Genomic DNA, 23,768 nt, shown 5'->3' with positions numbered 1-23,768 from the left:
GCGGAGGGGTGCGACGGTCAGCGGCGGGCGGCCAGGCCGGGTCGACCCAGCCGCTCGGCGTAGAAGGCCGGCTCGGCACCGGGCCGCCACGGCAGGGCCGCCACCAGCACGATCAGCGCCAGGGCCAGCGAGTTCTCCATCAGCGCGCCGAACAGACCGTCGGCGTAGTGCGACACCTCGGGGAGCTGGTGCTCGTACGGCCAGATCGGCGAGACCAGGAAGATCAGGTAGAGCAGGACGGCCGCGCCTCCGTGGCGGAACCCGGTCATGGTCGGATACCAGATCGGCGGCCGGAGGCCGTTCACCCCGGGTGGGCCGCCGTACGACGACGCCGGCCCGGACCGCTGCAACGGGCCCCGGCTCGCCTCACGCCGCCGCAGTGCGGCGTCGGCCAGCACCACGATCGCCGGGATCACCCAGACCAGGTGGTGCGTCCAGGAGATCGGGCTGATCACGTTGGTGGTGAGCCCGACCAGGGTGAACGCGGTCAGCTCGTCGCCGTCGGCACGGGCGTTGACCGCCCGGGAGAGACCGAGCGCGAGCACGAGCACCGCGAACGCCAGCCAGAGCAACCCGGGCGTCTCGATCGAGTCGTAGAGCCGGGCCAGCAGCCCGGCCAGCGACTGGTTGGGGGTCATGTCGGCCGCACCGACCCGCTCGGTCTGCCAGAGCACCCGGGTGAAGTACGCGCGGGACTCCGTCCCGGCCAGCGTGAACATGCCCAGTGTGACGCCGATCGCGGTACCGGTCGCGGTCGCCGCGGCCCGCCACTGCCGGGTGATCAGCAGGTAGACGATGAACAGCGCCGGGGTGAGCTTGATCGAGGTGGCCAGCCCGATGCCCGCGCCGGCCCAGACGCCGCTGAACACGAACCGGCGCAGCGGACCGTCGTCCCTGCTGTACCGGGTGCCCCGCCGGGACCGCCACCGCAGGCCGATCAGATCCGCCATGATCAGTGCGAAGAGCAGCAGGTTGACCTGGCCGTAGCCGAGCGTCTCGCGGACCGGCTCGATGGCGACGGCCAGCGGCACCGCGACCGCGACCACGAACCAGAGCGACTGCCCTATCCGGTCGACGATCGGCCGGAGCAGTCCGGCCAGGACGACCGCCAACGCGGCGGTGCTGCCGAGGGCGTTCAGCCAGCCGGCAACCCCGACCGGCAGGTGCGCCATGGGCAGCATGACCATCCCGCCGAAGGGCGGGTAGGTGAAACCCAGCGTGGTGTCGGGGGCGATGAAGTCGTAGAGCTCGTTGCCGTTGACCCACCAGACCATCGCGCCGTGGTAGATCTTCATGTCGAAGAAGTTGTACGGCCGGCCGAACGCGCCGACGGCGAGCCAGGCGGCGTACCAGGCGGCGGCCACGATCCCCAGGCGTGCGGCCGCCCGGCGGTCGAGCCCACGGGCTGCACGGCGCACAGGGGCGAGACGGTCCGCCCGTCTCCCGACGGTCGCCGGCATGGCGTGGCCACCCCCGTACCAACTTCGTCCTGCCCGTCCAGGTCCCGCACGGAGCCTAGAACGGTGCCTCACGTTGATGCCTCCCGCGTTATGCGACCGTGTCCGATCCCACACCAGTTTTTGACATTTCCACCGCGTTAACGCCTCGCGGGGGGTTCAGGTGATTGGCGGCCTTAGCGGGGGGTGAGGCCATGGAGGAGGGTGTGCCCGGCCAGGTCAGCCGGGCTGTCGACCCGTGGTGCGCCGGAGGTGAGGGTGACCCGTCAGCCGGGGAGCCGGCGGGCCGCCGCCGCCGACCGTACGGCCAGCCGCGTCTCCCGCCGGGCGGTCCGGACGGCGCGTTGCACCGAGCGTCGGGAGTGGCCGATCCGGTGCCCGGCGCGCCAGCGCAGGCTCGGCCGGCCCTGGGTGTCCGCCGCGGCGAGCAGCAGCCCGCCGAGCAACCCGAGGTTCTTCAGGAAGTGCACCTGGTGGTTGGTGCGCGTCGCCGGGTCGTCCTGGGTCCAGAAGGGATGGCCGGCGAGGGTGGTCGGCACCAGCGAGCCGGCCAGCAGCAGTGCCGCGGGTCGGGTGAAGTGGCCGGTGGCGAGCATCAGCCCGCCGGCCAGTTGCGCCGCGCCGTTGGCCCGGACCAGCGTCTCGGCGTCACTGGGCAGGCTTCCGCCGGACTGCTCCAGCAGGGGGGTGATCCGGTCGGTGACCGGCTTGGCCTGCGTGGTGAACTGCTCCGGGTTGCGCAGCTGCTGGACCCCACTGGCCACGAAGATGCCGCTCATCAGGACACGGGCGAGGGAACGTACGGGTTTCATGGGTCAGTCATACCCCGTGTCGGCCACGATCATGGCTGCAACCGTCGATCTGCCCGCAAGTCCCGTCCCGGGCGCGTCGGGGCGCGGCGTGCGCCGCCGGGACGGTACGCCGGCACGCCGATCGACGGGTCCGTCGCGGGTGGACCTGCTCGGCCGGGTAACGTCGCCGGGGTGACCACGTTGCGGCTGCGACCGGAGGGCCCCGCCGACGTCGACCCGATCCGGCGGGTGCTGGCCGGGGCCTTCGCCCGCCCCGACGTGTCGGTCCCGCCCGAGGTGCGGCTGGTCGACGAGCTGCGCGGCGGCGACGCCTGGCTCCCCGAACTGGCGATGGTCGCCGAGTACGGCGGCGAGGTGGTCGGCTACGCCCTGCTGACCCGGGTACGCGTCGACCCCGGCCAGTTCCCGGCGTTGGTGCTCGGGCCGGTGGCGGTGGCCCCGCACCGGCAGCGGATCGGCCTCGGCACCTCCGTCGTGCAGGCCGCCCTGGAGGCGGCCACGGAACTCGGCGAGCGACTGGTCGTGGTGCTCGGCGACCCGGCGTACTACCGGCGGTTCGGGTTCGAGCGGGCGGACCGGATGGGACTCTCCAGCCCCTGGTCCGGCCTGGGCGAGCCGTGGCAGTCCCTGGTGCTGCCGCCGACCGTCAGCGGGGAGGCCGCGGTGCCCCGGGGCGAGGTGGTCTTCCCACCCCCCTGGTCCCGGGTCTGAACCATGGTGGCCGTCAGCCCGGCTGGGTCCGCAGGTAGCGGCCGAAGTGGGGAACGGTGAACGCCACCGTGCCCCGCTCCCCGGAGTAGATCAGCCCCTTCTTGATCAGCGCGTCCCGGGCCGGGGAGAGGCTGGCCGGCTTCCGGTCCAGGGCCCGGGCGATCTCGGCGGTCGGCACCGCCGCGTCCATGTCGTCCCGGGCTTCGCCGACGTCCGCGTCGACCCGGGACAGGGTCGCCATCGCCCGCATGTACTCCCGCTCGGCCGGGGTCGCCCGCTCGAAGCGGGACCCGAAGAAACCGACCGCCAGCTCCGCCTCGGCCTCGGGAGCGGCCACCCGGACGTCGGCGGCGGTGATCGGCGAGCGGGGCGCATGGTCCCAGGTGGCCTTCCCGTACGCCTGGACGAAGTAGGGGTATCCGCCGGAGGACTCGTAGAGCAGGTCCAGCGCCTTCGGCTCGTACTCGACCTCCTCCCGCGCGGCCGGCGCGCAGAGCGCCTGGTCGGCGGCGATCCGGTCGAGCCGGTCGATGCGCTGGTAGCGGTAGAGCCGTTCCGAGTAGGACTTGGCGGCGCTGAGCACCGCCGGCAGGTGCGGCAGCCCGGCACCGACCACGATCAACGGCGCGCCGAGCTGGGACAACTCGTGGCAGGCGGCGCAGAGGGCGCTGACGTCCTCCGGGCCGACGTCCTGCATCTCGTCGATGAAGACCGCGATGCCGGTGCCGACGTCGGCGGCCACGCTCGCGGCGTCGGTGAGCAGTTCCACCAGGTCGATCTCGATGTCCCCGGAATCGGCCCGGCCGCTGGTGGCGGGCACGTCGATCCCCGGCTGCCAGCGGTCCCGCAGACGCGGCGCGCCGGCCGCCCGGCGTCCGGCCGGGACGGACACACCCCGTTGGGCGAACGCCTTGAGCACGCCGAGGAAGGCGTCGATCCGCTCCGGCGCGCGGTGCCGGGGGGCGAGTTCCCGGACCGCCATGTGCAGGGCCGCCGCCACCGGGCGGCGTAACGACTGGTCCGGCCGCGCCTCGATCTTGCCGGTGCCCCAGAGTCGTCCGATGGCCTGGGACCGCAGGGTGTTGAGCAGGACGGTCTTGCCCACCCCACGCAGCCCGGTGAGCATCAGGCTCCGCTCCGGGCGGCCCCGGGCGATCCGCTCCAGGACGATGTCGAAGACGTCCAGCTCCCGCCCCCGGCCAGCCAGCTCGGGGGGACGCTGCCCGGCGCCCGGGGCGTACGGGTTGCGGACCGGATCCACGTCTCGCACCGTATCGGGCCGTCTAGCGTCGCAGCTAGACATACGTAGAGGACGGCATCGGCGTGTCTCGCCGGGCGGCCGGATCGAGCGGAAACTAGGGCTGTCTAGCGTGGACGCTAGACAGCCCTAGTTTCGGTTATCGGTCACCGGCGGGCTGCCGCCCGGTGCGGCTCCGGCCATCCGGGCGGGATCAGCGCAGCTTCAGGCAGAGCACGAAGTCGAGGGTGTCCAGCTCGCTGTTGTAGAAGTACCAGTCGGTGTACCCGTCGACGGCGGCGCACTTCGCCTCGGCGTCCTTCTCGCCACTGGTCGCCCCGTCGAACCGGCGCAGCACCTCGTAGGTCTTCGGCGCGCACTCGGTGACCAGCAGCTTGGGCCGGCCGCCGGCCGGTCCGGCGTTGCGGACGCACTGTCCCGCCCTGGCGAAGCGCGGATCTGCCGACGACTCGGGCGCCAGGGCGCTCGGTGAGACGTCCGCCGAGCCGTCCGGCTGTCCCGAGGGCTGCCCGGTCGGGGCGGTCGTGGCCGAGGGCAGCGCGGAGACCGGCGGCGGGTCGGCCCGGTCGGTGCCCGCGAGATAGAACAGGGTGGCGCCGCCGCCGAGCACCAGCAGCGTCAGCACGGCGAGCACCGCGACCATCCGGCCCCGCCCACCGGAATGCCGGCGTGGGTCCGTCGACTGCGGGGGACGGCGGTCCGGCTCGTCGCCCAGGTACGCCGGCTCCCCGACCGGGTACCCCGAGCCCTGCGGGTGGTCGTAGGCCCACGGTTGGCCGCCGCCCTGCGGGTGGCCGTGATCCTGCCGGTGGTCGTAGGCCCACGGCTGGCCACCGCCCTGCGGGTGGCCGTCGCCCCACGGTTGGTGGCCGGCCCCGGGATAGCCGCCGGGCTGCGGTGGGTCGTCGCCGTAGCGGTGATCGTGATCGCCGCGCCACGGGTACGACTCGTCGGGCGGTCGCCCGTGCCACGGCTCCGGGCCGTTCGCACCCGGTGGTCCGTAGTTCGCCATGCTCGCCTCCTGGGCACGAATGGTGGGCGGCCGGACACCACGGAGGACGCCGCTGCCCAGGTCACGGTAGCGTGACCGGCCTTCTCGCTCACGCCCCACGCGCGCGCCGCCGGACGCGGCGGACGGCGTCCGGCGGGCCCCGGCCGTCCGGACGGGACGGCCAGCGGCCTGATCGTTCACATGAGCCGGAGCTGACGGTTCCTCGGCCGGGCCGGCTCCTCGCCGCCGAGCCGCTCGAACAGGCCGGGGTCGATCACGTCGAGGAAGGGCGACGGGCGGCAGTCGCGTTCCGACCCGTGCCGGGCCCGCCGGGCGGCGTGGCTGACGTAGAGCCGGTCCTGGGCGCGGGTCAGCCCGACGAAGAACAGCCGCCGCTCCTCCGCGATGTCGTCCTCGTCCGGGGTGGAGCCGGGCCAACGCAGCGGCAGCAGCCCGTCCTCGCAGCCGACCAGGAAGACCACCGGGAACTCCAGGCCCTTCGCGGCGTGCAGGGTGAGCAGGGTGACCGCCTCGGCGCGTGGGTCGAGCGCGTCGACCTCCGCGCCGGTGGCGAGCTGTGAGAGGAACAGCGGCAGGTCGTCACCGCAGCGCCGGGCCAGCGGGGTGAGCAGGTCCACCGCCGTCCGGACGTCCTCGGGGCGGACCGAGCCGGTGGAGTCCAGGGTGGGCGTGGCGAACCGGTCGGCGAGAACCTGCCCGACCAGGCGTACCCGGGCCGGCAGACCACCGTCGAGCCCGTCGGCGTGGCGCAGCTCGCGGGCGATGGCCGACACGCCGGGGCGGTCCCGCAGGCGGTCGTGCGAGCGCTTCTGCACCGGGATGTTCGCCCGGGCCAGGGCGTCCAGGATCGGGGCCGCCTGGGCGTCGGTGCGGTACAGCACGGCGATGTCGGAGAAGGACACCGTCGAGCTGCGCCCGTCGATCCGGCCCGAGTCCAGCGACCGGTGGGAGAGGCCGCCGACCAGTTCGTCGACGGTGCGTACCACGAAGTCGGCCTCGTCGGTGACGCTGGCCGCCGGGTAGCGGCCGACCAGCGGCGCCTCCGGGTCGAGCCGGGCCGGGTCCAGCCGCCGGCCCCGGACCAGCGAGGACGGCGCGATGGCCTGCACCGCCGCAGCCAGGATCGGGGCCGACGAACGGTAGTTGCGGTTCAGCCGGACCAGTCGGGCGTCGGTGAAGTCCTCCGAGAAGCGGAGGAAGTAGCCGACGTCCGCGCCCCGGAACGAGTAGATCGCCTGGTCCGGGTCACCGATCGCGCAGAGGTTGCCGTCCGCCGGGCTGAGCAGCCGCAGCAGGTCGTACTGGACCGCGTCGACGTCCTGGTACTCGTCCACGAAGATCCACTGCCACCGGTCCCGGTACCGCTGCACCAGCTTCCGGTCACCGCGCAGCAGCTCCACCGGCAGGGTGAGCAGCTCGTCCAGGTCGACGAGTTGCTGTTTGCGCAGCAGGGCGGTGTAGGCGGTCACATCCTCGCCGGCCTCGGCGCGGGCCGCCGTCCGGTCCGCGTCGTCGGCGATCCGGAAGTCCCTCGGCAGCCCCACCGCCTCGGCGTTCTCCCGCAGGATGGTCAGCCCGAGGGAGTGGAACGTGCCGACGGTGACGTCCTCGGCGACCGGGCCGAGCAGCCCGTCGAGGCGGTGCCGCAGCTCCTCGGCGGCCCGCCGGGTGAAGGTGATCGCCAGGCAGGTCTCCGGGAAGACGCCCAGCTCGGCGCAGAGGTAGGCGATCCGGTGGGTCAGCGTCCGGGTCTTCCCGGTGCCCGGCCCGGCCACGATCAGCAGCGGCCCGCCCGGCGCGGAGGCGGCCACCCGCTGCATGGCGTCCAGCCGGTCCAGCAGGCCGGTGCCGACCTCCTCCATCCCGGCGAGCATCGGCTCGAACGGCTCGTGTGGCGAGGGCGGTGGCGCGATCGGCGGGGCGGGCACGGCCGCCTCGCGCGCCGGCCGCCGTTTCGGTTCGGCCTTCGCCGGGCTCTTGGCGCGGGGCGTGGCCGCCGGCTCCTTCGGCGACCGCTGCTTCGGCACCGGTACGTCGAACAGCGTCTCCTGTCCGCCTGACCTGCCGGCCGCGCCCAGCTCGGCGGGGTCGAAGAGGGTGATCACCCCGTACTCGCCGTCGAAGCCCGGCACCCGGCGTACCTCGCCCCGCCGGAGCCGGCCGATCCCCTCGGCGAGCAGTTCCCCGCCGACCCGCTGGATCTCGTCCAGCGGGCTGGTGGTCAGGATCTCCAACTCCGGGCCGAGGCCGGCGACCAGGTCGTTGAGCTTCCCCTCCACCTTCTTCGAGCGGGGGCCCACCTTGTTGATCTCGCCGAGGATCTCGGCGAGCGGCACCAGGTGGGTGACGTCACGGACCTGCTCCGGGCGGTGTCCCTCGGGCCGGTCGGCCAACTCCTCGACCCGGCTGAGCACGCCGACGGTGAGCGGTCTGCCGCACTCCGGGCAGCGCCCGCCGGCCGCCCGGGTCTGCTCGGGAGACCAGTTCACCCCGCAGACCCGGTGCCCGTCGGCGTGGTACTTCCCCTCCTCCGGGAAGAACTCGATCGTCCCGGCCAGCCCGTCGCCGGTACGCAGCGCGTCCCGGATGGCGAAGTAGTCCCGCCCGGTGGCGAAGACCGTCGCCTCGCGGGCCAGCGCGGGCGGCGAGTGCGCGTCCGAGTTGGACACCAGCCGGTACGCGTCGAGGCTGGCCACCCGCCAGTTCATCGACGGGTCGGAGGAGAGCCCGGTCTCCACGGCGAAGATGTGCCCGGCCAGGTCGGCGTAGCAGTCGGCGATGGCGTCGAACCCGGACTTCGAGCCGAGCGCGGAGAACCACGGCGTCCAGATGTGCGCGGGGACGAGGTACCCGTCCGGGCTCGCCTCCAGGGTGATCTCCAGTAGGTCCCGGGAGTCCAGCCCGAGGATCGGGCGGCCGTCCGAGCCGAGGTTGCCGATCCGGCCGAGGGCGGCGTTGAACCGGGCCACCGCGTCCAGGTCGGGCAGGTAGATCAGGTGGTGCACCTTGCGGGTCCGGTCGCCCCGCTTGTAGATCGTGGAGATCTCCACGCTGAGCATGAACCGGACCGGGTCCGCCTCGGCCGCGTCGGCCAGCCGGGGCGGGAGCCGACGGGCGACGTCCCGTTCGGCCTCGGGACCGAGCCGGTACAGGCCGGGTTCCGCCGGGTGCAGGGTCTCCCGCAGGTGGTCGTACCAGGCGGGGTGGGTGAAGTCGCCGGTGCCGAGCACGCCGATGCCCTTGCGCCGGGCCCACCAGCCCAGGTTCGGCAACGTCAGGTCGCGGCTGCACGCCCGCGAGTACTTCGAGTGGATGTGCAGGTCCGCGACGAACGGCGAGGGGCCACCGGAGGGTGCGGCGCTGAACGGAGGCACGCCGCATCCTGTCACGCCCGGCTGGAGGCCCGCTCCCCGCCACGCGCGGCGGTGACGTGGGTAATCCTCGTGACGCCCGGGGCCGACGGGCGGTCCGCAGCCGGTAGGTCAGCGGGAGCGGAGTTCGACCAGGGTGATCTGGGGCTCCGCGCCGACGCGTACCGGCGGGCCCCAGAAGCCCGCGCCGTTGGTCACGTAGACCTTCGTGCCGTCCACCTCGCCGAGCCCGGAGACCACCGGCTGCTGGAGTCGGACGGCCAGGTTGAACGGCACGATCTGCCCACCGTGGGTGTGCCCGCTCAGTTGCAGGTCCACGCCGAACTTCGCGGCCTCCACCGCGGCCACCGGCTGGTGGGCCAGGAGCACCACCGGCCGGGAGGGGTCCCGGTCGCCGAGCGCGGCGGCGTAGTCCGGCCCGGCGGCCAGCCCGGTGCCACCCTCGCCGGACGGGTCGTTCACCCCGGCCAGGTCGAGCACCCCACCCCGGGCGGTGATCTCCAACCGCTCGTTCTGGAGCACCTGGAGGCCGATCCGGTCCAACTCCCGCACCCACTCCTCGACGCCGGAGTAGTACTCGTGGTTGCCGGTGACGAAGTAGCTGCCGTAGCGGGAGCGCAGGCCGCGCAGGGGCGCGGCGGCCTCGCCCAACTCGGCGACGCTGCCGTCGACCAGGTCGCCGACGACCGCGACCAGATCCGCGTCGAGCCGGTTGATGGCGGCCACGATCCGCTCGGTGTGCGCCCGGCCGCGCAGCGGACCGAGGTGGATGTCGGAGACGGTGGCGATCCGCAGGCCGTCCATGCTCCGGGGGAGCTTGGCCAGCGGGATCTGCACCCGGTCGAGCTGGGGCGGGCCGAGCGCGGTGCGGATGCCGTACCCGGTCACACCGGTCGCGGTGAGCCCGGCGAAGATCGCCGCGCTCCGGGCCAGCAGCAGCCGCCGGGCCGGGTCGTGGTCGGGCTGCCCCACCGCCTCGGCGGCCGGCGGGTCGGCGGTGCCGGTGGCCCCCACCAGGGCCGGCTCCGGCGCGGCGGTGGTCGGCTCGGCGGCGACGACCCGGCGGCGCAGCACCAGCCGGGTCACCAGCATCGGCACCTCCAGGGCGACCAGGACCACCAGCAGGTAGAACATCACCGCCAGCCAGAGGTATCCGGGCCAGGCGAGCCAGTAGAGGCCGGCCTGGGTGCCGGCCATGGTGACCGGTACGAGCAGCGCCAGCACCAGCGCGCTGACCGTGCCGATCCGCCGCCAGCGGCCGGGGTGGGTGGTGTCCCGGACGAGCCGCTTCCAGAGGTAGAGGTGGATCAGGCCGGTGACCAGGGCCAGGGTGCCCACGAAGCCCAGGACCGCCAACACGCCATGCCTCCCTCAGCCCCCGGCGAACGGGGGCAGGACGTCGATCGTGGCCCCGGCCGGGAGCGGGGTTCGACGATCATGACAGGTCACGCCGTCGACCAGGAAACTCGCGGCCCGGAGCACCCGGGCGAGCTGGTCGCCGTGCCGCGCGGTCAGCTCGTCGAGGACCTCGTCGAGCGTACGCCCGCCGGCCGTGTGCTCCTCGGCGCGCCCGGCGGCGGCCCGAGCCCCGGCGAAGTAGCGGATGGTCACCTGCACGTCAGCCTCCGATCGCCGACATGGGTCGGACCGGTTGCAGGAAGGTGGGGTCGTCGATGCCGTGTCCGGCGGCCTTGCCCCACATCGCCCGCCGCCAGCGGCGGGCCAGTTCGGCGTCGTCGGCCCCGGCGCGCAGCGCGCCGCGCAGGTCGGACTCGGAGGTGGCGAAGAGACAGGACCGGACCTGCCCGTCGGCGGTGAGCCGGGTTCGGTCGCAGTCGCCGCAGAACGGCCGGGTGACACTGGCGATCACCCCCACCCGGGCCGGACCGCCGTCGACCAGCCAGCTCTCGGCCGGGGCCGCCCCGCGTACGGCCGGGTCGGGGCTCAGGTCGAACTCCCCGGTCAGGGCGGTGAGGGTCTCGTCGGCGGTGACCATGGTGGACCGGTCCCAGCCGTGCTGGGCGTCCAGCGGCATCTGTTCGATGAACCGCAGTTGGTAACCGTGGGCCAGGGCGAAGCGGAGCAGCGCGGGCGCCTCGTCGTCGTTGATCCCCCGCATGAGCACCGTGTTGACCTTGACCGGCCGGAGCCCGGCCGCTGCCGCGCCGGCCAGGCCGGCGAGCACGTCCGCGAGGCGGGGACGCCGGGTCAACCGGACGAACCGGTCGGCGTCCAGGGTGTCCAGGGAGACGTTCACCCGGTCCAGCCCGGCGGCGGTCAGCGCGGGTGCGACCCGGTCCAGTCCGATCCCGTTCGTGGTCAGCGAGATCCGGGGCCGGGGTTCCAACGCCGCCACGGCGGCCACGATGCGGGGGAGCCCGGGGCGGATCAGCGGCTCCCCGCCGGTGAACCGCACCTCGGTCACGCCGAGCTGGCGTACCGCCACCCCGACCAGCCGGACGACCTCGTCGTCGGTGAGCAGATCGGGCCCGGCCAGCCAGGGCAGCCCCTCCGCCGGCATGCAGTACGTGCAGCGCAGGTTGCACTTGTCGGTCAACGAGACGCGCAGGTCCCGGGCGGTGCGACCGTGCCGGTCGACGAGCCCGCCCGCGCTCGGCTGGTCTGCGCTCATCGCTCGACGGTAGCGCGGCCGGAGGCTCCGTCGAGCACCTGCCGGGCGGCCCGGCCGACCGCCTCGCGCCAGCTCGCGCCGAACAGCGCGGTGTGCACCAGCAGCAGGTGGAGCTGGTGCAGGGGTACCCGCGCCCGCCACCCGTCGGCCAGCGGCCACGCCTCCCGGTAGGCGGCCAGGACCCGGTCCAGGTGAGGTGCGCCACCGAAGAGCGCCAGCTGGGCCAGGTCGGTCTCCCGGTGGCCGCCGTGCGCGGCCGGGTCCACCAGCCAGACCCGCCCGTCCAGCCCCCAGACGAGGTTGCCCGGCCCCAGGTCGCCGTGGATCCGGGCCGGCGGCTCGTCCCCGCCGTACTCCCCGATGGTGTCGACCACCCGCTCGACCAGCGCGGTCTCGGCGGCGGTGAGCGCGCCCCCGTCGACCGAGCGCCGCAGGTAGGGCAGGAGCCGGCGCTGCGCGAACCAGGCGGACCACGGTCCCGCCTGCGGGGTGTTGTCCTGGCCGAGCGCGCCGACGAAGCCGGGCCAGTCGGCCCCGAACGCCGGCGCGCCGCTGCGGTGCAGGGCGGCCAGCTCCCGCCCGAACCGCTCGGCGGCGGCGGGCGTCGGCTCGCCGGGCTCGACCCACTCGACCGCCAGCAGCTCCGGCAGCGCCACCAGCACCTCGGGTACGGCCACCGCGTCCGCCTCGCGCAGCCAGCGCAACCCGGCCGCCTCGGCCGCGAAGAACCCCGCCGGGACCGGCTGGGCGGCCTCCTCGGGCCAGCTCTTCGCGAAGACCGAGTGACCGTCGTCCAGGGTGAGCCGGGAGGCGGCGCAGATGCTGCCGCCGGAGACCGGCGTCTCCCGGATCCGCTGATGGGTCAGGAAGGTCGGCAGGTGCGCCGGGTGCGCCCGCAGGTAGGCCAGGTCCATGAGCGCAAGGTAGCCGGTCGGCGGCGGCACGGTGCCCGGCGGGACGCTGTCGAGCTGCCCCGTCTGTGCGCCCGCCGGCTGCGGAAGGTCGCCCCGGTGCCCCGTGCGCCGCCGCACGCACAACCTGCACTGACTGCACGTTCGTGCTGACCTGGGCCGGATGGTCCCCGGCCTGTGGACGGAACGCGTGTCGTCCACAGGGCCTGCCCGCCGACCCGTTCGCCACGCAGGCTGCCGGCATGAACTCCACCGACCGCCCCCGGCTCGCCGTCCGCTCCCCTGCCGATCTCATCGCCGCCGTGCCGTACCTGCTCGGCTTCCACCCGGCCGACAGCGTGGTGGTGGTCGCGCTCCGGGAGAAGCAGATCATCTTCGCCGCGCGCGCCGACCTGACACCGTCCGGCGCCGACCCCGGACCCGTCTCCCGGTATCTCGCCGCCGTGATCGGCCGGCAGGGTGCCGACTCGGCCACGGTCGTCGGGTACGGTCCGGCCGTCCGGGTCACCGTCACGCTGGACGCGGTTCGCCGGGAGCTGGACGAGGTCGGCCTCGCCGTGCTGGACGCCCTGCGGGTCGAGGACGACCGCTACTGGTCGTACCTCTGCGTCGACCCCGGATGCTGCCCGCCCGAGGGCACCCGCTACGACCCCCGGGCCAGCCAGGTCACCGCCGCCGCCGTCTTCGCCGGGCAGGTCGCCCTCCCCGACCGGGCGGCGCTGACCGCCCAGGTGGCCCCGGTGGAGGGGCCGGTCCGGGAAGCGGTGCGCGAGGCCACCGTCCGGGCCCGGGAACGGCTCGGTGACCTGCTCGGAGCGGTGAACCCGGAGGAACTGATCTCCGGACAGGCGATGATCGGGGCGGCCCGGCAGGCGCACCACGCGGCGGTGGAACGGACCCGGCGTGGGGAGCGGTCGACCGACGACGAGATCGCCTGGCTCGGCGTCCTCCTGACCTTCGTGCCCGCGCGGGACGTGGTGTGGGAACGCACCGATGGCGCGGACGAGCACATCGCGCTCTGGACCGACGTGTTCCGCCGGAGCGAGCCGGAGGTGACCGCCGCCCCGGGCTGCCTGCTGGCCTTCGCCGCGTTCCGGGCCGGTCAGGGTGCGCTGGCGGCGGTGGCCCTGGAGCGGGTGCTCGCCCGGAACCCCGACTACTCGATGGCGCTGCTCCTCGACGACCTGCTCCGCCGGGGCATGCCACCGGCACGACTGGCCAACTGGCCGGTGCTCAACGACAAGCGCACCAGCCGTCGCCGCCGACGCCGCCGCGGTGGCCGTTGACCTGCCGGGGTCTCGCCCGCAGCCGGTCAGCGGCTGATCCGATGGTCGCCGGTGTAGACATTCATGCTCTCGTCCCGCAGGAAGCCGACCAGGGTCATCCCCGCCTCGGCAGCCAGGTCGGCGGCTAGGGTGCTCGGCGCGGAGACCGCGGCCAGCAGCGGTATCCCGGCCATCCACGCCTTCTGGGTCAGCTCGAAGCTGGCCCGTCCGGAGACCAGGAGCAGGTGCCCGGCCAGCGGCAGCCGTCGTTCCCGGACGGCCCAGCCGACCACCTTGTCCACCGCGTTGTGTCGACCCACGTCCTCCCGCAGCACGACCAACTCCCCGGTGGCGGTGAACAGGCCGGCCGCGTGCAGTCCACCGGTGCGGTCGAAGCCACGCTGGGCGGAACGCAGCGTGTCCGGGAGCGCGGCCAGCACCCCGGCCGGCACGGTCGTCGGGTCGTCGGCGACCCGGAACACCGAGCGGGTGCGCACCGAGTCGATGCTCGCCTTGCCGCACACCCCGCAGGAACTGGTGGTGTAGAAGTTGCGGGCCGGGTCGGTCACCGGCTCGGGTACGCCGGGGGCCAGCACCACGTCGACCACGTTGTACGTGTTCGGGGTCTCCGCCCCGGCACAGAGCTGGGCGGTCTGTACGTCGTCGGTCGACCGGATCAGCCCCTCGGTCAGCAGGAAGCCGAGCGCCAGGTCGAGGTCGTCCCCGGGGGTGCGCATCGTCACCGCGAGGGGACGCCGACGGGACGGGCCAGCCGGGCCGACCCGGATCTCCAGCGGCTCCTCGGCGGCCAGGTTGTCCGGTCGGCGGACCACCCGCCCGTCCGGCCCGAAGTCGATGCGGAGCACGCTGCGTCGGTCAGTCGCCCGTCCCATCCGCCCATCCTGCCCCGACCGGGAGACGGCGGCGGCCCGCCCCCGCCGACGGACGGACGCAGCCTGTCGGCTTGGGCGACGTGCCCCTGGCGGGGCTGAGGTGCCCCCCCCGACGGGGCTGAGATGCCCCTGGCGGGGCTACCGTGGTCGGGTGTCCGGCTACGCGGCAGTGGTGCTGACCGGCGGCGCGGCGCGCCGGCTGGGCGGGATCGACAAGCCCGGCCTCGCGGTCGGCGGTCGCCCGATGCGGGACCGCGTCCTGGCGGCGGTCGCCGACGCGGCGCCCCGGATCGTGGTCGGCCCGGACACCATCCCCGTCCCCGGCGACGTCCGGCTGACCCGGGAGGAACCCGCCGGTGGCGGGCCGGTCGCGGCTGTCGCCGCCGGGCTGGCCCTGCTGCTGCCGGGTACGACCACCGTCGCGCTGCTCGCCGGTGACCTGCCGCTGCTCACCGCCACGGCAGTGGGCGAGCTGCGCCGGGCGCTCGCCGCCGACGCCACCGTCGACGGGATCTGCCACGTCGACGCCGACGGACGACGCCAGTTCCTCTGCGGCATCTGGCGGGCGGCTCCGCTGCGGGCCGCCGTCGACCGGCTCACCGCCGACCGGGGCGGGACGCTCACCGGGGCGTCGGTCCGGGCGCTCCTGACCGGGCTGACCGTGGCCGAGCTGCGCTGGTCCGGCGACGGCCCGCCGCCCTGGTTCGACTGCGACACTGACGACGACGTACGGCGGGCGGAGGAGTGGACGCGATGACGCGGATGGACGACTGGGTGACGGCGGCCTGCGCCGAACTGGACCTCGACCCGACCGGGGTACCGGTAGCGGAGGTGCTCGACCTCGCCCGGGACGTCGCCCACCACGTGGTGCGCCCGGGTGCCCCGGTCACCGCGTACCTGCTGGGGCTGGCGGTCGCCCGGGGCGCGGACCCGGCGGCCACCGCGGCCCGGCTCGGTGGGCTGGCCCGGTCCTGGCCGGTGGAGTTGGGCGGTGAGGACACGGCGGGTTGATTGGCCCGGTGGGGGCCGTGGGTAGGGTGGCCCTGACGGACGGAGACGATCATGACGGCAGACCACCCCCCGACGCCGGCCGATGACGCGGCCGGCACCATGCCGGATCACCATGAGTCGATCCTGCTCGACGAGCCGACCACCGCCGACCTGCGCGCCAAGGTCACCGAGGCGTGGCGGGAGTTCGCCCGGGCGCTCGCCGCACGGCTCGGCGACCTGCCGGTGGGCGCGCACCTCGCGGTCACCCTCGATCCCACTGCCTCCGGCACCGGCGACGCGGTCTACTCGATCAGCGTGGACGTCGACGACGACGGACGGCTCGTCGCCCGGGCGGTCGGCAACGCCACCCTGCCGGAGGGCTACCGGCTGGACCGCGCGGCGGTGGCCGACATGATCGCGCTCGGCTGGTCGCCGCCCGGGGTGGTGGAGGGCTCCGGCGAGTACTTCGGCCTGATCGGCTCGGCCGACGGGGCGACCCGCCTGGCGGCGGCCGTCTCCCGTACGCTCCGGGACGTCTACGGGGCGCCGCACCCGGCGTTCCTGGTCTACCTGGTGCACGACGCCGGGGGAGAGCCGCTCCCGACGGGTCCGCTCGGCACCGCCCGCAGCGAGTTCGGCCCGGACCGCGACGTCGAGGCGGATCTCGACGAGGCACTCGCCGCCGCAGCCACCCAGACCGGGACGAACGACGTCCTGGCACTTGCCGAGCAGGTGCGGACGGTCGTCTCCAGCATGCTCAAGTCCGACTCCGACAAGCTCCAGGTCGACTCGGACGGCGACATCAACATCCGGGCCGGCTCGGCGATGGTCTTCGTCCGGGTCCGCGACAATCCGCCCCTGGTCGACGTCTTCTCCCCGGTGCTCACCGAGGTGGAGCCGACCGAGCGTCTGTACGTCAAGCTCTCCGAGCTGACCAACCGCATGCCGATCGGGCGGCTCTACTGCGCCGAGGACACGGTGTGGGCCTCCATCCCGGTCTTCGGCCGGAACTTCCAGGCCACCCACCTGATGCTGGCCGTGCAGGTGATGACGGGTCTGGCGGACGAGCTGGACGACCGCCTGCACGGCGAGTTCGGCGGCAAGCGGTTCTTCGGGGAGGGCGACAAGCCCAGTCAGCGCGAGCAGGGCGACCACCGGACCGGGATGTATCTGTAGGGAGGGCGGGTGGGGCCCGGCAAACCCCGAGAGCCGGGCCCCACCCGCTTGAGGGGAGGAAGGATCAGGTGGCGGGGATCCACCCCCGCCTGGCGAGCCCGGCCAGGTCGGTGGCCTGAAGACCGGCGTCGGAGAGGGTCCAGAGGGTGTCGCCGACGACCAGGGAACGGAGGATCCCGCCCCGATGCCCAACGCCGGGGTGGGTGATCCATCCGAGTTGGGTGAGACTCGACCCGTCGATCCGCAGCATCAGGGCCCCCTGACCGCCGCTTCCGGGGCCGGACACCGGCAGCACCACCAGTCCGCTCGCCGGCCAGAACAGCAGGGCGTGCGGATCGTGCTCGGCCGGCGAGTACGATCCGGCCCGGTGGTAGCGGGCGATCCGCGTCGGCTTCGCCGGGTCGGTGACGTCGAAGAGGGAGACCAGCAGCCCCTGACGGGTGCCCCGCTCGTCGGCCTCCTGTCCGACTCCGAGCAGCCGACCCTCGCCCACCGGTTGCAGGTGCCCCGAGTAGCCGGTGATCTTCAGCTCGCCGGTCACCTTCGGCGCGGTCGGGTCGCGCAGGTCGAGCGTGTAGAGCGGGTCGGTCTGCCGGAAGGTGACCACGTGACCGGTGCCGCCGAGGTAGCGCACCGAGTAGATCCGCTCGCCCCGGCCCAGCCCGGTGACCGCGCCGACCTGGCGCAGCTCGTCCCCGTCGGTCCGTAGCACGTACACCGCCGAGCTGGACTCCGCGCCGCGGGAGCGGCCGTCCGGGTCGGTGGTGGTGGCGACCCGCAGGTGCCCCTCCCACTCGGAGAGCGCGTACTGGTTGAGCAGGTGGCCCGGGACGGACCCGGAGGCGACGTACCGGGGGCGGCCGGGCGAGGTCAGGTCGAACCGGTGGAGCCCGGTACTCACCTCGGACCGCGTGCCGGAGCCGCCCATCCGGGTGACCATTCGCCCGCCCTGGTTGTGGGCGACGTAGAGGCTGGCGGCGGTGCCGTAGACGGTGTCCCCCTCCGCCACCACCCCGATCGGGTCGCCGTCGCCCAGCCGTCCGGCGTCGAGATCGAAGCTGAGCAGGTTCAGCAGCGTGGCGCCGGTGTGCCCGGTCGGCCGGGACAGCCGGTCGCAGGGGAGCTGGCCGGTCCGTCGGCCACCGTCGTCGCTCCACTCGTACCGGGGCAGCCAGTTCTCCAGCGGAGCCCGGTCGATCGCCACCTGGTTCGCCGCGATCCGCTCCGTGTCGGTGGCGTCCTGGGCATGCTCCGGGAAGGCGATGTGGGGCCGGGACCGGACCACCACCCGGGCGGTGTCGCCGATCCTGCGGGCGTCGACCAGTTCCCCGTCGATCCGGTACGTGCCGAGCATCCGGGGGGTTCCGGCCAGGTCGACCAGGAGTACCCGGGTCTCCGTCGAGGGGCCGACGTCGGGCCGGGGGATGCCGCGTGCCGGGCGGAACGCGTCGGCGGCCAGGACGATCGCCCGGTCGCCGTGCAGCAGCAGCTGGCTGGCCCACCAGTGGCCGTCCCCGGCGACCCGGTTCAGGTCGAGCCGGCCGGCCGGCGCACGGCGGGCGGGGTCGACGACGCGCAGCACGCCCCCGGTGAGCGTGACGATCCGATTCCCGTCGGTCTTGACCACGTCGGGCTCGTCGGCGTCGGCCTCGTGGTTGTTGGTGGCCGAGTGTGGCTGTTGTTCCGGGGCGGCAGCGGCCGGACCGGCATCGGATCGTGCGCCACCTGCCTCGGCCGCGACGGACAGCGGCACCGGGCCGCCCGGCAGGCCCCACGGACCGACCGCGCTCCGGGCAGCGGCGCGCAGGTCGGTCAGGGCGTCCGCGCAGGAGTCGAAGGCGACCAGTCGCATGGCGACGGCGGTGCGGTCGGTGCGGTCGGTGCGGTCCCGCTGTGACGTGCCAGCCGTGCAACCGGTCACCAGGGTGAGCGCGGTGAGGGCGACGATTCCCCGTCTCATGGGGTGTTCCGACGCGCCCGGTGCCCGTTCGGTTCCGTCGCTCGGCACCTGTCCGGTTCGGTGTCCGCCGTGCCGCTCCCCGGTCGGCGTGCGTCGGGCTCATCCGCCGCCGGCGACCGACTGTGACCTCAGCGGGTGGAGGGGCCGACCCCGGGCGACTCGACCAGCCGGGACAGCACGATGGCGCTGCGGGTCGAGGTGACGAAGGGCTCCGCGCGGAGCCGTTCCAGCGCCTGTTCGAGGTGGCTCATGTCGGCGGCCCGCAGGTGCACCAGGGCGTCCGCCTCGCCGGAGACGGTGTACGCGCCGACCACCTCCGGGTTCCGGCGGGCGACCGCGCCGATCTGGGCCGGGGTGGTCCGGCCGGCGCAGAACAGCTCGACGAACGCCTCGGTGGTCCAGCCGACGGCGGCCGGGTCGACGACGGCGGTGAATCCCCGGATCACCCCGGTGGCCCGCAGGCGGTCGACCCGGCGCTTGACCGCCGGGGCGGAGAGCGAGACCCGACTGCCGATCTCCGCGTACGAGGCGCGGGCGTCCGCGACGAGCAACGCAATGATTCGCTGGTCTACGGCGTCGATCTGCAACGTTCCGCCCCTTGGAAGCAATGGTTGTGGCTGTTGACGACGGTCAACCGTACCTAATCTTGGTCATCGTGAACCAGCAGCGAGTGCCGCGAAAGCGGACATATCTCATGTGCTCGCCGGAGCGCTTCGCGGTCGAGTACGCGATCAACCCGTGGATGGACGTCACCACGCCGGTTGACACCGCACTGGCCGTCAAGCAGTGGGACCGGCTGCGGGAGACCCTGGTCAACCTCGGCCACACCGTGCACCTGCTGGAACCGCAGGCGGGCCTGCCGGACATGGTCTACGCCGCGAACGGCGCGTTCGTGGTGGACGGCATCGTCTACGGGGCGCGCTTCAAGCACGAGCAGCGCGCCGCCGAGGCCGCCGCGCACCGCGCCTTCTACGAGGAGCAGGGCTGGCGGTTCATCGCCCCGAACGAGACCAACGAGGGCGAGGGCGACTTCGCGTACGTGCCGGAGGCACACGGCGGGCTGGTCCTCGCCGGGTACGGCTTCCGCACCGACCCGGCCGCCCACGCCGAGGCGCAGGAGGCGCTCGGTCGTCCGGTGATCTCGCTGCACCTGGTCGATCCGCGCTTCTACCACCTGGACGTGGCGCTCGCCGCGATCGACGACACCAACATCGTCTACTTCCCGGGCGCGTTCTCCCACGCCAGCCAGCGGGTGCTGGCCCAGCTCTTCCCGGACGCGGTGGTCGCCGACGACACCGACGCCCTCGCCTTCGGGCTCAACCTGGTCAGCGACGGGGCGCACGTGGTGCTCAACAGCGAGGCCACCCGCCTGGCCGAGAAGCTGAAGGCCGCCGGGTACACCCCGGTCCCGGTCGAGCTGGCCGAACTGAAGAAGGGCGGCGGCAGCGTGAAGTGCTGCATCGCCGAGTTGCGGCACTGACCGCAGCCGTACGCGACGGGGTCGGCGACCGGGCACCGGTCGCCGACCCCGTGCCGTCTCAGCCCAGCGTGGCCAGCTCGGTGACCAGCATGTTCGCCAGCACCTGGCCGTCGAGCTGCACCCGGCGCAGGTACCACCGCTGCTGCGGGGTGCGCGGCTGGTTGAACTGCCAGGAACCGCGTGGGCTGTCGATCTGGCCGACCTTGCCGAGCGCCAGGTTCACCTGCTGCGAGTTGGCGTTCGGGCCGGCGAGCCGGATCGCCTTGTCCAGAACCTGCGCCGCGTCGTACGACGCCATCGCGTACGTGGTCGGCGAGGCGTTGTGCTTCTTCCGGTACGCGGCCGCGAACCGCCGGTTCGCCGCGTTGTTCAGGTCGGCGGAGTAGTTCAGCGAGGTCATGATGTTCGCCGCCTCGGCCGGCTTGATCTCGCTGAGCACCGAGCCCTCGGTGAGGAAGCCGGGGGCGTAGACCGGGCCCCGGTAGCCGGCGCCGCGCAACTGGCGGATGAACTGGACCGCCGCCGAGCCGGCGTAGAAGCAGAAGATCGCGTCCGGGTCGCGGGCCAGCGCCTGCTGGATGTCGGCGCGGAAGTAGTCGCCGCCCGGGTCGGTGGAGAAGCGGGTCCAGATCGGCTCGCCGACCAGCCGGGGGTCGGACGCCCCGAACTCCTGCCGGAACCCCTTGACGACGTCGAGGCTGCCGACGTTCTCCGGAGCGATGATCACCACCCGGCTACCCGCCGGCATCTGCTGCCTGAGGTAGCCGCCGAGGGCCCGGCCCGGCTCGTCGAGCACGTACGACGTCCGCCAGATGTAGACGACGCTCTGCAGGGTGGCGGGGGAGGCGTCGGAGCCCACCAGGGGCACCCGGGCCTGCTCCACCGTGTCCCGGATGCCGACCATGACGGAGGAGTTGACCACCCCGGTCAGGGCGAGCACGCCCTGCTGGAGCAGGTTGTCGACGGCAGCCTTGCCGCTGGCGGCGTTCTCCCCCTCGTCGGCGGTGAGCAGGGTGACCGGCCGGTTGCCGAGGTGCTGGTCGTTGAGGTCGAGGAAGAGCTGGAAACCGTTCAGAAGCTCGTCGCCGATCGGCTTGTAGCCGCCGGCCCGGGGTGCGATCAGCCCGATCTTGATGGGGCTGCCCGCCTCCGGTGTGTCGTCGCCCATGTCGGTGCCGCACGCAGCGGTCAGCCCTGTCGTCCCGACTGTCGCGGCCAACAGTTGGAGCACCCGCCTGCGGTTCATCTGCTACACCGAGTTCCTTCCGGGAGGTGTTGCCTGGACAGTCGCAGTCCCTCCGGCGTTCTACTCTCTCATCGACGCTGCGTCAATGGTCATTGATCTTGTTGTAATGATCGCAGCGCGCCGGTCACCTCCGGCCACGCCGGCGAGGTCGGGTCGATAAGCCCGAAATGCTCGCACCTGGGCAGCTCGACCAGGGACACGGGTGCTCCCATGTTCCGGGCTTTTGTGATGAATGCCCGACTCAGTGCGATCGGCACCTGCTCGTCCAGTGCGCCGTGAATGACTACCGTACGTGTTCGCGTCGGCACCGAGATCGACGGGTCGGCGTGCGCGTACCGGTCGGGCACCTCCGTCGGGCCGCCGCCGAGCAGCGCGGCCACCGCCCCGCCGTCCAGGTCCCGCCGGTACGCCTCGGCCAGGTCCGCCACCGGGGCCAGGGCCAGCACCCCGGCCACCGTCTCCGGGGCCGTGGCGGCCACGTACAGCGCGAGGTGGCCACCGGCGGAGTGCCCCACCAGGAGCGGCGGCCCGGGGGCCACCCGGTCGGGCAGCTCCCGCGCCGCCAGGTCGGGCAGCGTGGCCACCGCGTCGCGGACGTCGGTGAGCGTCGCCGGCCAGCCGCCCCCGGGCTGCCCGGTACGCCGGTACTCCACCTGGGCCACCGGGTACCCGAGCGCGGCCAGTCCGGCCGCCAGCGGACCGGTGTGCGCGCGGTCGTACTCCGCCCGCCAGAAGCCGCCGTGCACCACCACGACCAGCGGCCGGTTCGGCCCGGACCCCACCGGCCGACGCAGGTCTGCCACCTGGTCCGGCAGGTCGCCGTAGGCGACCGTGACGTCCGGGTCGGGGGCGGGGCGGGTCAGCACCTCACGGGGGTCGCTGGACATGCCGTGACCGTAGAGCGTGGCGCCCCACGGCGGAAAACGGGTGTCCGCCCGGACCGCCCGTCGGTACCGTGCCCGCCATGCCCCGACTGGAGATCCGGCCGTTCGGCACCGAGCATCTGGCGGCCTGCGGTGCGCTGCTGGCCGACCGGCACCGTCGCCACCGCGCCGCCCAACCGCTGCTGTCCCCCCGGTTCGCCGACGTCGGCGCGGCCGTCGCGGAACTGACCGCCGCGTTCGGGACGGCGGACGCGTCCGGCGCGGTCGCGTTCCGCGCGGGTGTCCCGGTCGGCTTCGTGCTCGGTGCCCCGAAGCCGTCACCGGTGTGGGGACCGAACGTCTGGGTCGAGGCGGCCGGCCAGGCGGTCACGGACGCCGAGGTGGCCCGGGACCTGTATGCGGCCGCCGCCGCCCGCTGGGTCGACGAGGGCCGCACGGCGCACTACGTCCTCGTGCCCTCGCACGACACGGAGCTGGCGCACGCCTGGTTCCGCCTGGGCTTCGGCCAGCAGCACGCGCACGCCATCCGGCCGGCGTCCGGCCCGACCCCGACCACCGGGCCGCCCGTGCGCCGGGCCACCCGGGCGGACGTCCCGGTGCTCGCCCGGCTCGACGTCGAACTGCCCCTGCACCAGGGGCGCTCCCCGACCTTCTCCGCCGGCCTGGTCGGCAGCGTCGAGGAGAGCCTCGCCGAGTGGGCGGACGACATCGACAACCCCGACTACGCCACCTTCGTGGTCGAACGCGACGGCGAGGTCGTCGGTTCGGCCATCGGTTGCGCCATCGAGAAGTCCGGGTCTCACCTCGGCCTGGCCCGACCGGAGAACGCCGGGTTCCTCGCGTTCGCCGCGGTCTTCCCGCCCGCCCGGGGAATCGGGGCCGGCCGGGCACTGGGCGCTGCGGTGGTCGACTGGGCCGCCGACAGCGGATTCGACAGCGTGGTCACCGACTGGCGGGTGACCAATCTGCTCTCCTCACGCGCCTGGCCGGCGCTCGGCTTCACCGAGACGTTCCTCCGGCTGCACCGCCTGGTCGGCTACTGAGCACCGGTCACCCGCCGTCCCGGCGAGCGGTGGCACCCCGGCCTGGGTAAAGATGGGTGCCATGACCGAAGGACGTTCCGCTGAACAGAACGAGGAGCCGGGCCGGGACGGCACCGGGCACTCCGGCACCGTGGTGGTGGTCGGCCCGGACGGCCGGCCGGTGGGCACGGTGCAGACCGACGAGGCGCACCAGGAGGACCCCACCCGTCTGGTGGAGCAGCCGGCCAAGGTGATGCGGATCGGCAGCATGATCAAGCAGCTTCTGGAGGAGGTCAAGGCCGCCCCGCTGGACGACGCCAGCCGGCACCGGATGCGGGAGATCCACGAGCGGTCGATCGTCGAGCTGAAGGAGGGTCTCGCCCCGGAACTCCGCGAGGAGCTGGAGCGGATCTCCCTACCCTTCACCGAGGAGAAGGCCCCCAGCGAGGGCGAGCTGCGGATCGCCCACGCCCAGCTCGTCGGCTGGCTGGAGGGTCTCTTCCACGGCATCCAGGCGGCGCTGGTCGCGCAGCAGATGGCCGCCCGGGTGCAGCTCGAACAGATGCGCTCCGGAGGCCGGCACGCGCTGCCCAGCGGCCCGGGCGCGGTGGTCCCCGGCATGCCGGGGATGCCCCCGTCGCCGACGGGAGAGGGGCCCAGCACCGGCCAGTACCTCTGACCCCGGGAG

General features: G+C 73.8%; 22 protein-coding genes. 8 read left to right on the top strand and 14 right to left on the bottom strand.

Features of this window, described 5'->3' with window-relative positions; translation table 11 throughout:
- Positions 1–17: 17 nt before the first annotated feature.
- Together IGA62_RS12855 and IGA62_RS12850 are read right to left on the bottom strand one after the other, a co-directional pair.
- Complete coding sequence (locus IGA62_RS12855; RefSeq protein WP_145821363.1) at positions 18–1,460, bottom strand: glycosyltransferase 87 family protein; 1,443 nt, start codon at positions 1,458–1,460, stop codon at positions 18–20.
- 263 nt (positions 1,461–1,723) lie between these two features.
- Positions 1,724–2,269 (bottom strand): DoxX family protein, encoded by a 546-nt coding sequence (locus tag IGA62_RS12850; RefSeq protein ID WP_145821365.1) that lies wholly within the window; start codon positions 2,267–2,269, stop codon positions 1,724–1,726.
- A 171-nt stretch (positions 2,270–2,440) separates the two neighbouring features.
- On the opposite strand from IGA62_RS12850, the gene IGA62_RS12845 reads away from it, so the two are divergent.
- Positions 2,441–2,980: a GNAT family N-acetyltransferase gene (locus tag IGA62_RS12845; protein ID WP_145821367.1), complete on the top strand. Its 540-nt coding sequence runs from the start codon at positions 2,441–2,443 to the stop codon at positions 2,978–2,980.
- 13 nt (positions 2,981–2,993) lie between these two features.
- On the opposite strand, the gene IGA62_RS12840 is transcribed toward IGA62_RS12845, so the two are convergent.
- From IGA62_RS12840 to IGA62_RS12810, 7 genes are all read right to left on the bottom strand, one after another.
- Positions 2,994–4,241, bottom strand: a complete 1,248-nt coding sequence (locus IGA62_RS12840; protein WP_145821369.1) for an ATP-binding protein — start codon at positions 4,239–4,241, stop codon at positions 2,994–2,996.
- Between the two features lie 190 nt (positions 4,242–4,431).
- The gene (locus tag IGA62_RS30080) at positions 4,432–5,250 is read right to left on the bottom strand and encodes an LppU/SCO3897 family protein (RefSeq protein WP_232624995.1); all 819 of its coding nucleotides are present in this window, start codon (positions 5,248–5,250) and stop codon (positions 4,432–4,434) included.
- A gap of 176 nt (positions 5,251–5,426) precedes the next feature.
- Complete coding sequence (locus IGA62_RS12830) at positions 5,427–8,624, bottom strand: UvrD-helicase domain-containing protein (protein WP_145821371.1); 3,198 nt, start codon at positions 8,622–8,624, stop codon at positions 5,427–5,429.
- 108 nt (positions 8,625–8,732) lie between these two features.
- Complete coding sequence (locus tag IGA62_RS12825; protein WP_145821374.1) at positions 8,733–9,980, bottom strand: metallophosphoesterase; 1,248 nt, start codon at positions 9,978–9,980, stop codon at positions 8,733–8,735.
- A gap of 12 nt (positions 9,981–9,992) precedes the next feature.
- Positions 9,993–10,238 (bottom strand): MoaD/ThiS family protein, encoded by a 246-nt coding sequence (locus IGA62_RS12820; RefSeq protein WP_145821376.1) that lies wholly within the window; start codon positions 10,236–10,238, stop codon positions 9,993–9,995.
- 1 nt (position 10,239) lies between these two features.
- Positions 10,240–11,253: a GTP 3',8-cyclase MoaA gene (moaA, locus tag IGA62_RS12815; protein ID WP_145821378.1), complete on the bottom strand. Its 1,014-nt coding sequence runs from the start codon at positions 11,251–11,253 to the stop codon at positions 10,240–10,242.
- A complete protein-coding gene (locus tag IGA62_RS12810; protein ID WP_145822256.1) occupies positions 11,250–12,167 on the bottom strand; it encodes a fructosamine kinase family protein in 918 nt (305 codons plus the stop codon). Before IGA62_RS12810 ends, moaA begins: the two co-directional genes overlap by 4 nt.
- A gap of 239 nt (positions 12,168–12,406) precedes the next feature.
- On the opposite strand from IGA62_RS12810, the gene IGA62_RS12805 reads away from it, so the two are divergent.
- Positions 12,407–13,450, top strand: a complete 1,044-nt coding sequence (locus tag IGA62_RS12805; protein WP_145821380.1) for a DUF4192 domain-containing protein — start codon at positions 12,407–12,409, stop codon at positions 13,448–13,450.
- Positions 13,451–13,476: 26 nt separating this feature from the next.
- Here IGA62_RS12805 and fdhD read toward each other — a convergent pair whose 3' ends face one another.
- Entirely contained in the window at positions 13,477–14,322 is an 846-nt protein-coding gene (gene fdhD / locus IGA62_RS12800) for a formate dehydrogenase accessory sulfurtransferase FdhD (RefSeq protein WP_145821382.1), read from the bottom strand.
- 151 nt (positions 14,323–14,473) lie between these two features.
- Here fdhD and mobA point away from each other — a divergent pair, with 151 nt between their 5' ends.
- The 3 genes from mobA to IGA62_RS12790 are packed head-to-tail and all read left to right on the top strand — an operon-like array spanning position 14,474 to position 16,488.
- The gene (gene mobA, locus IGA62_RS12795; RefSeq protein WP_377464662.1) at positions 14,474–15,079 is read left to right on the top strand and encodes a molybdenum cofactor guanylyltransferase; all 606 of its coding nucleotides are present in this window, start codon (positions 14,474–14,476) and stop codon (positions 15,077–15,079) included.
- Positions 15,076–15,333, top strand: a complete 258-nt coding sequence (locus IGA62_RS29625; RefSeq protein ID WP_198501229.1) for a DUF6457 domain-containing protein — start codon at positions 15,076–15,078, stop codon at positions 15,331–15,333. The genes mobA and IGA62_RS29625 overlap by 4 nt, the downstream gene beginning before the upstream one ends.
- Positions 15,334–15,384: 51 nt before the next feature.
- The gene (locus IGA62_RS12790; RefSeq protein ID WP_145821384.1) at positions 15,385–16,488 is read left to right on the top strand and encodes a T3SS (YopN, CesT) and YbjN peptide-binding chaperone 1; all 1,104 of its coding nucleotides are present in this window, start codon (positions 15,385–15,387) and stop codon (positions 16,486–16,488) included.
- 64 nt (positions 16,489–16,552) lie between these two features.
- Here IGA62_RS12790 and IGA62_RS12785 read toward each other — a convergent pair whose 3' ends face one another.
- Both IGA62_RS12785 and IGA62_RS12780 read right to left on the bottom strand, forming a co-directional pair.
- Entirely contained in the window at positions 16,553–18,448 is a 1,896-nt protein-coding gene (locus IGA62_RS12785) for a beta-propeller domain-containing protein (RefSeq protein ID WP_145821386.1), read from the bottom strand.
- Between the two features lie 128 nt (positions 18,449–18,576).
- Entirely contained in the window at positions 18,577–19,035 is a 459-nt protein-coding gene (locus tag IGA62_RS12780) for an Lrp/AsnC family transcriptional regulator (RefSeq protein ID WP_145821388.1), read from the bottom strand.
- Positions 19,036–19,094: 59 nt separating this feature from the next.
- Here IGA62_RS12780 and ddaH point away from each other — a divergent pair, with 59 nt between their 5' ends.
- The gene (gene ddaH, locus IGA62_RS12775) at positions 19,095–19,928 is read left to right on the top strand and encodes a dimethylargininase (RefSeq protein WP_342353918.1); all 834 of its coding nucleotides are present in this window, start codon (positions 19,095–19,097) and stop codon (positions 19,926–19,928) included.
- A gap of 58 nt (positions 19,929–19,986) precedes the next feature.
- On the opposite strand, the gene IGA62_RS12770 is transcribed toward ddaH, so the two are convergent.
- Together IGA62_RS12770 and IGA62_RS12765 are read right to left on the bottom strand one after the other, a co-directional pair.
- On the bottom strand, positions 19,987–21,174 hold the full coding sequence (locus IGA62_RS12770) for an ABC transporter substrate-binding protein (protein WP_145821390.1): 1,188 nt from the start codon (positions 21,172–21,174) through the stop codon (positions 19,987–19,989).
- An 89-nt stretch (positions 21,175–21,263) separates the two neighbouring features.
- Positions 21,264–22,061, bottom strand: a complete 798-nt coding sequence (locus IGA62_RS12765; protein WP_145821392.1) for an alpha/beta hydrolase family protein — start codon at positions 22,059–22,061, stop codon at positions 21,264–21,266.
- Positions 22,062–22,138: 77 nt separating this feature from the next.
- On the opposite strand from IGA62_RS12765, the gene IGA62_RS12760 reads away from it, so the two are divergent.
- Positions 22,139–23,101, top strand: coding sequence for a GNAT family N-acetyltransferase (locus IGA62_RS12760; RefSeq protein WP_232624993.1), 963 nt, complete (start codon positions 22,139–22,141; stop codon positions 23,099–23,101).
- A gap of 52 nt (positions 23,102–23,153) precedes the next feature.
- Positions 23,154–23,759, top strand: coding sequence for a bacterial proteasome activator family protein (locus tag IGA62_RS12755; RefSeq protein WP_145821394.1), 606 nt, complete (start codon positions 23,154–23,156; stop codon positions 23,757–23,759).
- Positions 23,760–23,768 lie beyond the last annotated feature (9 nt).

The organism is Micromonospora sagamiensis (assembly GCF_014680085.1).
Taxonomy (GTDB): Bacteria; Actinomycetota; Actinomycetes; order Mycobacteriales; family Micromonosporaceae; genus Micromonospora; species Micromonospora inyonensis.
Note: the sequence above shows the minus strand (reverse complement) of the source record. Positions and strands in the feature narration are given on the sequence as shown.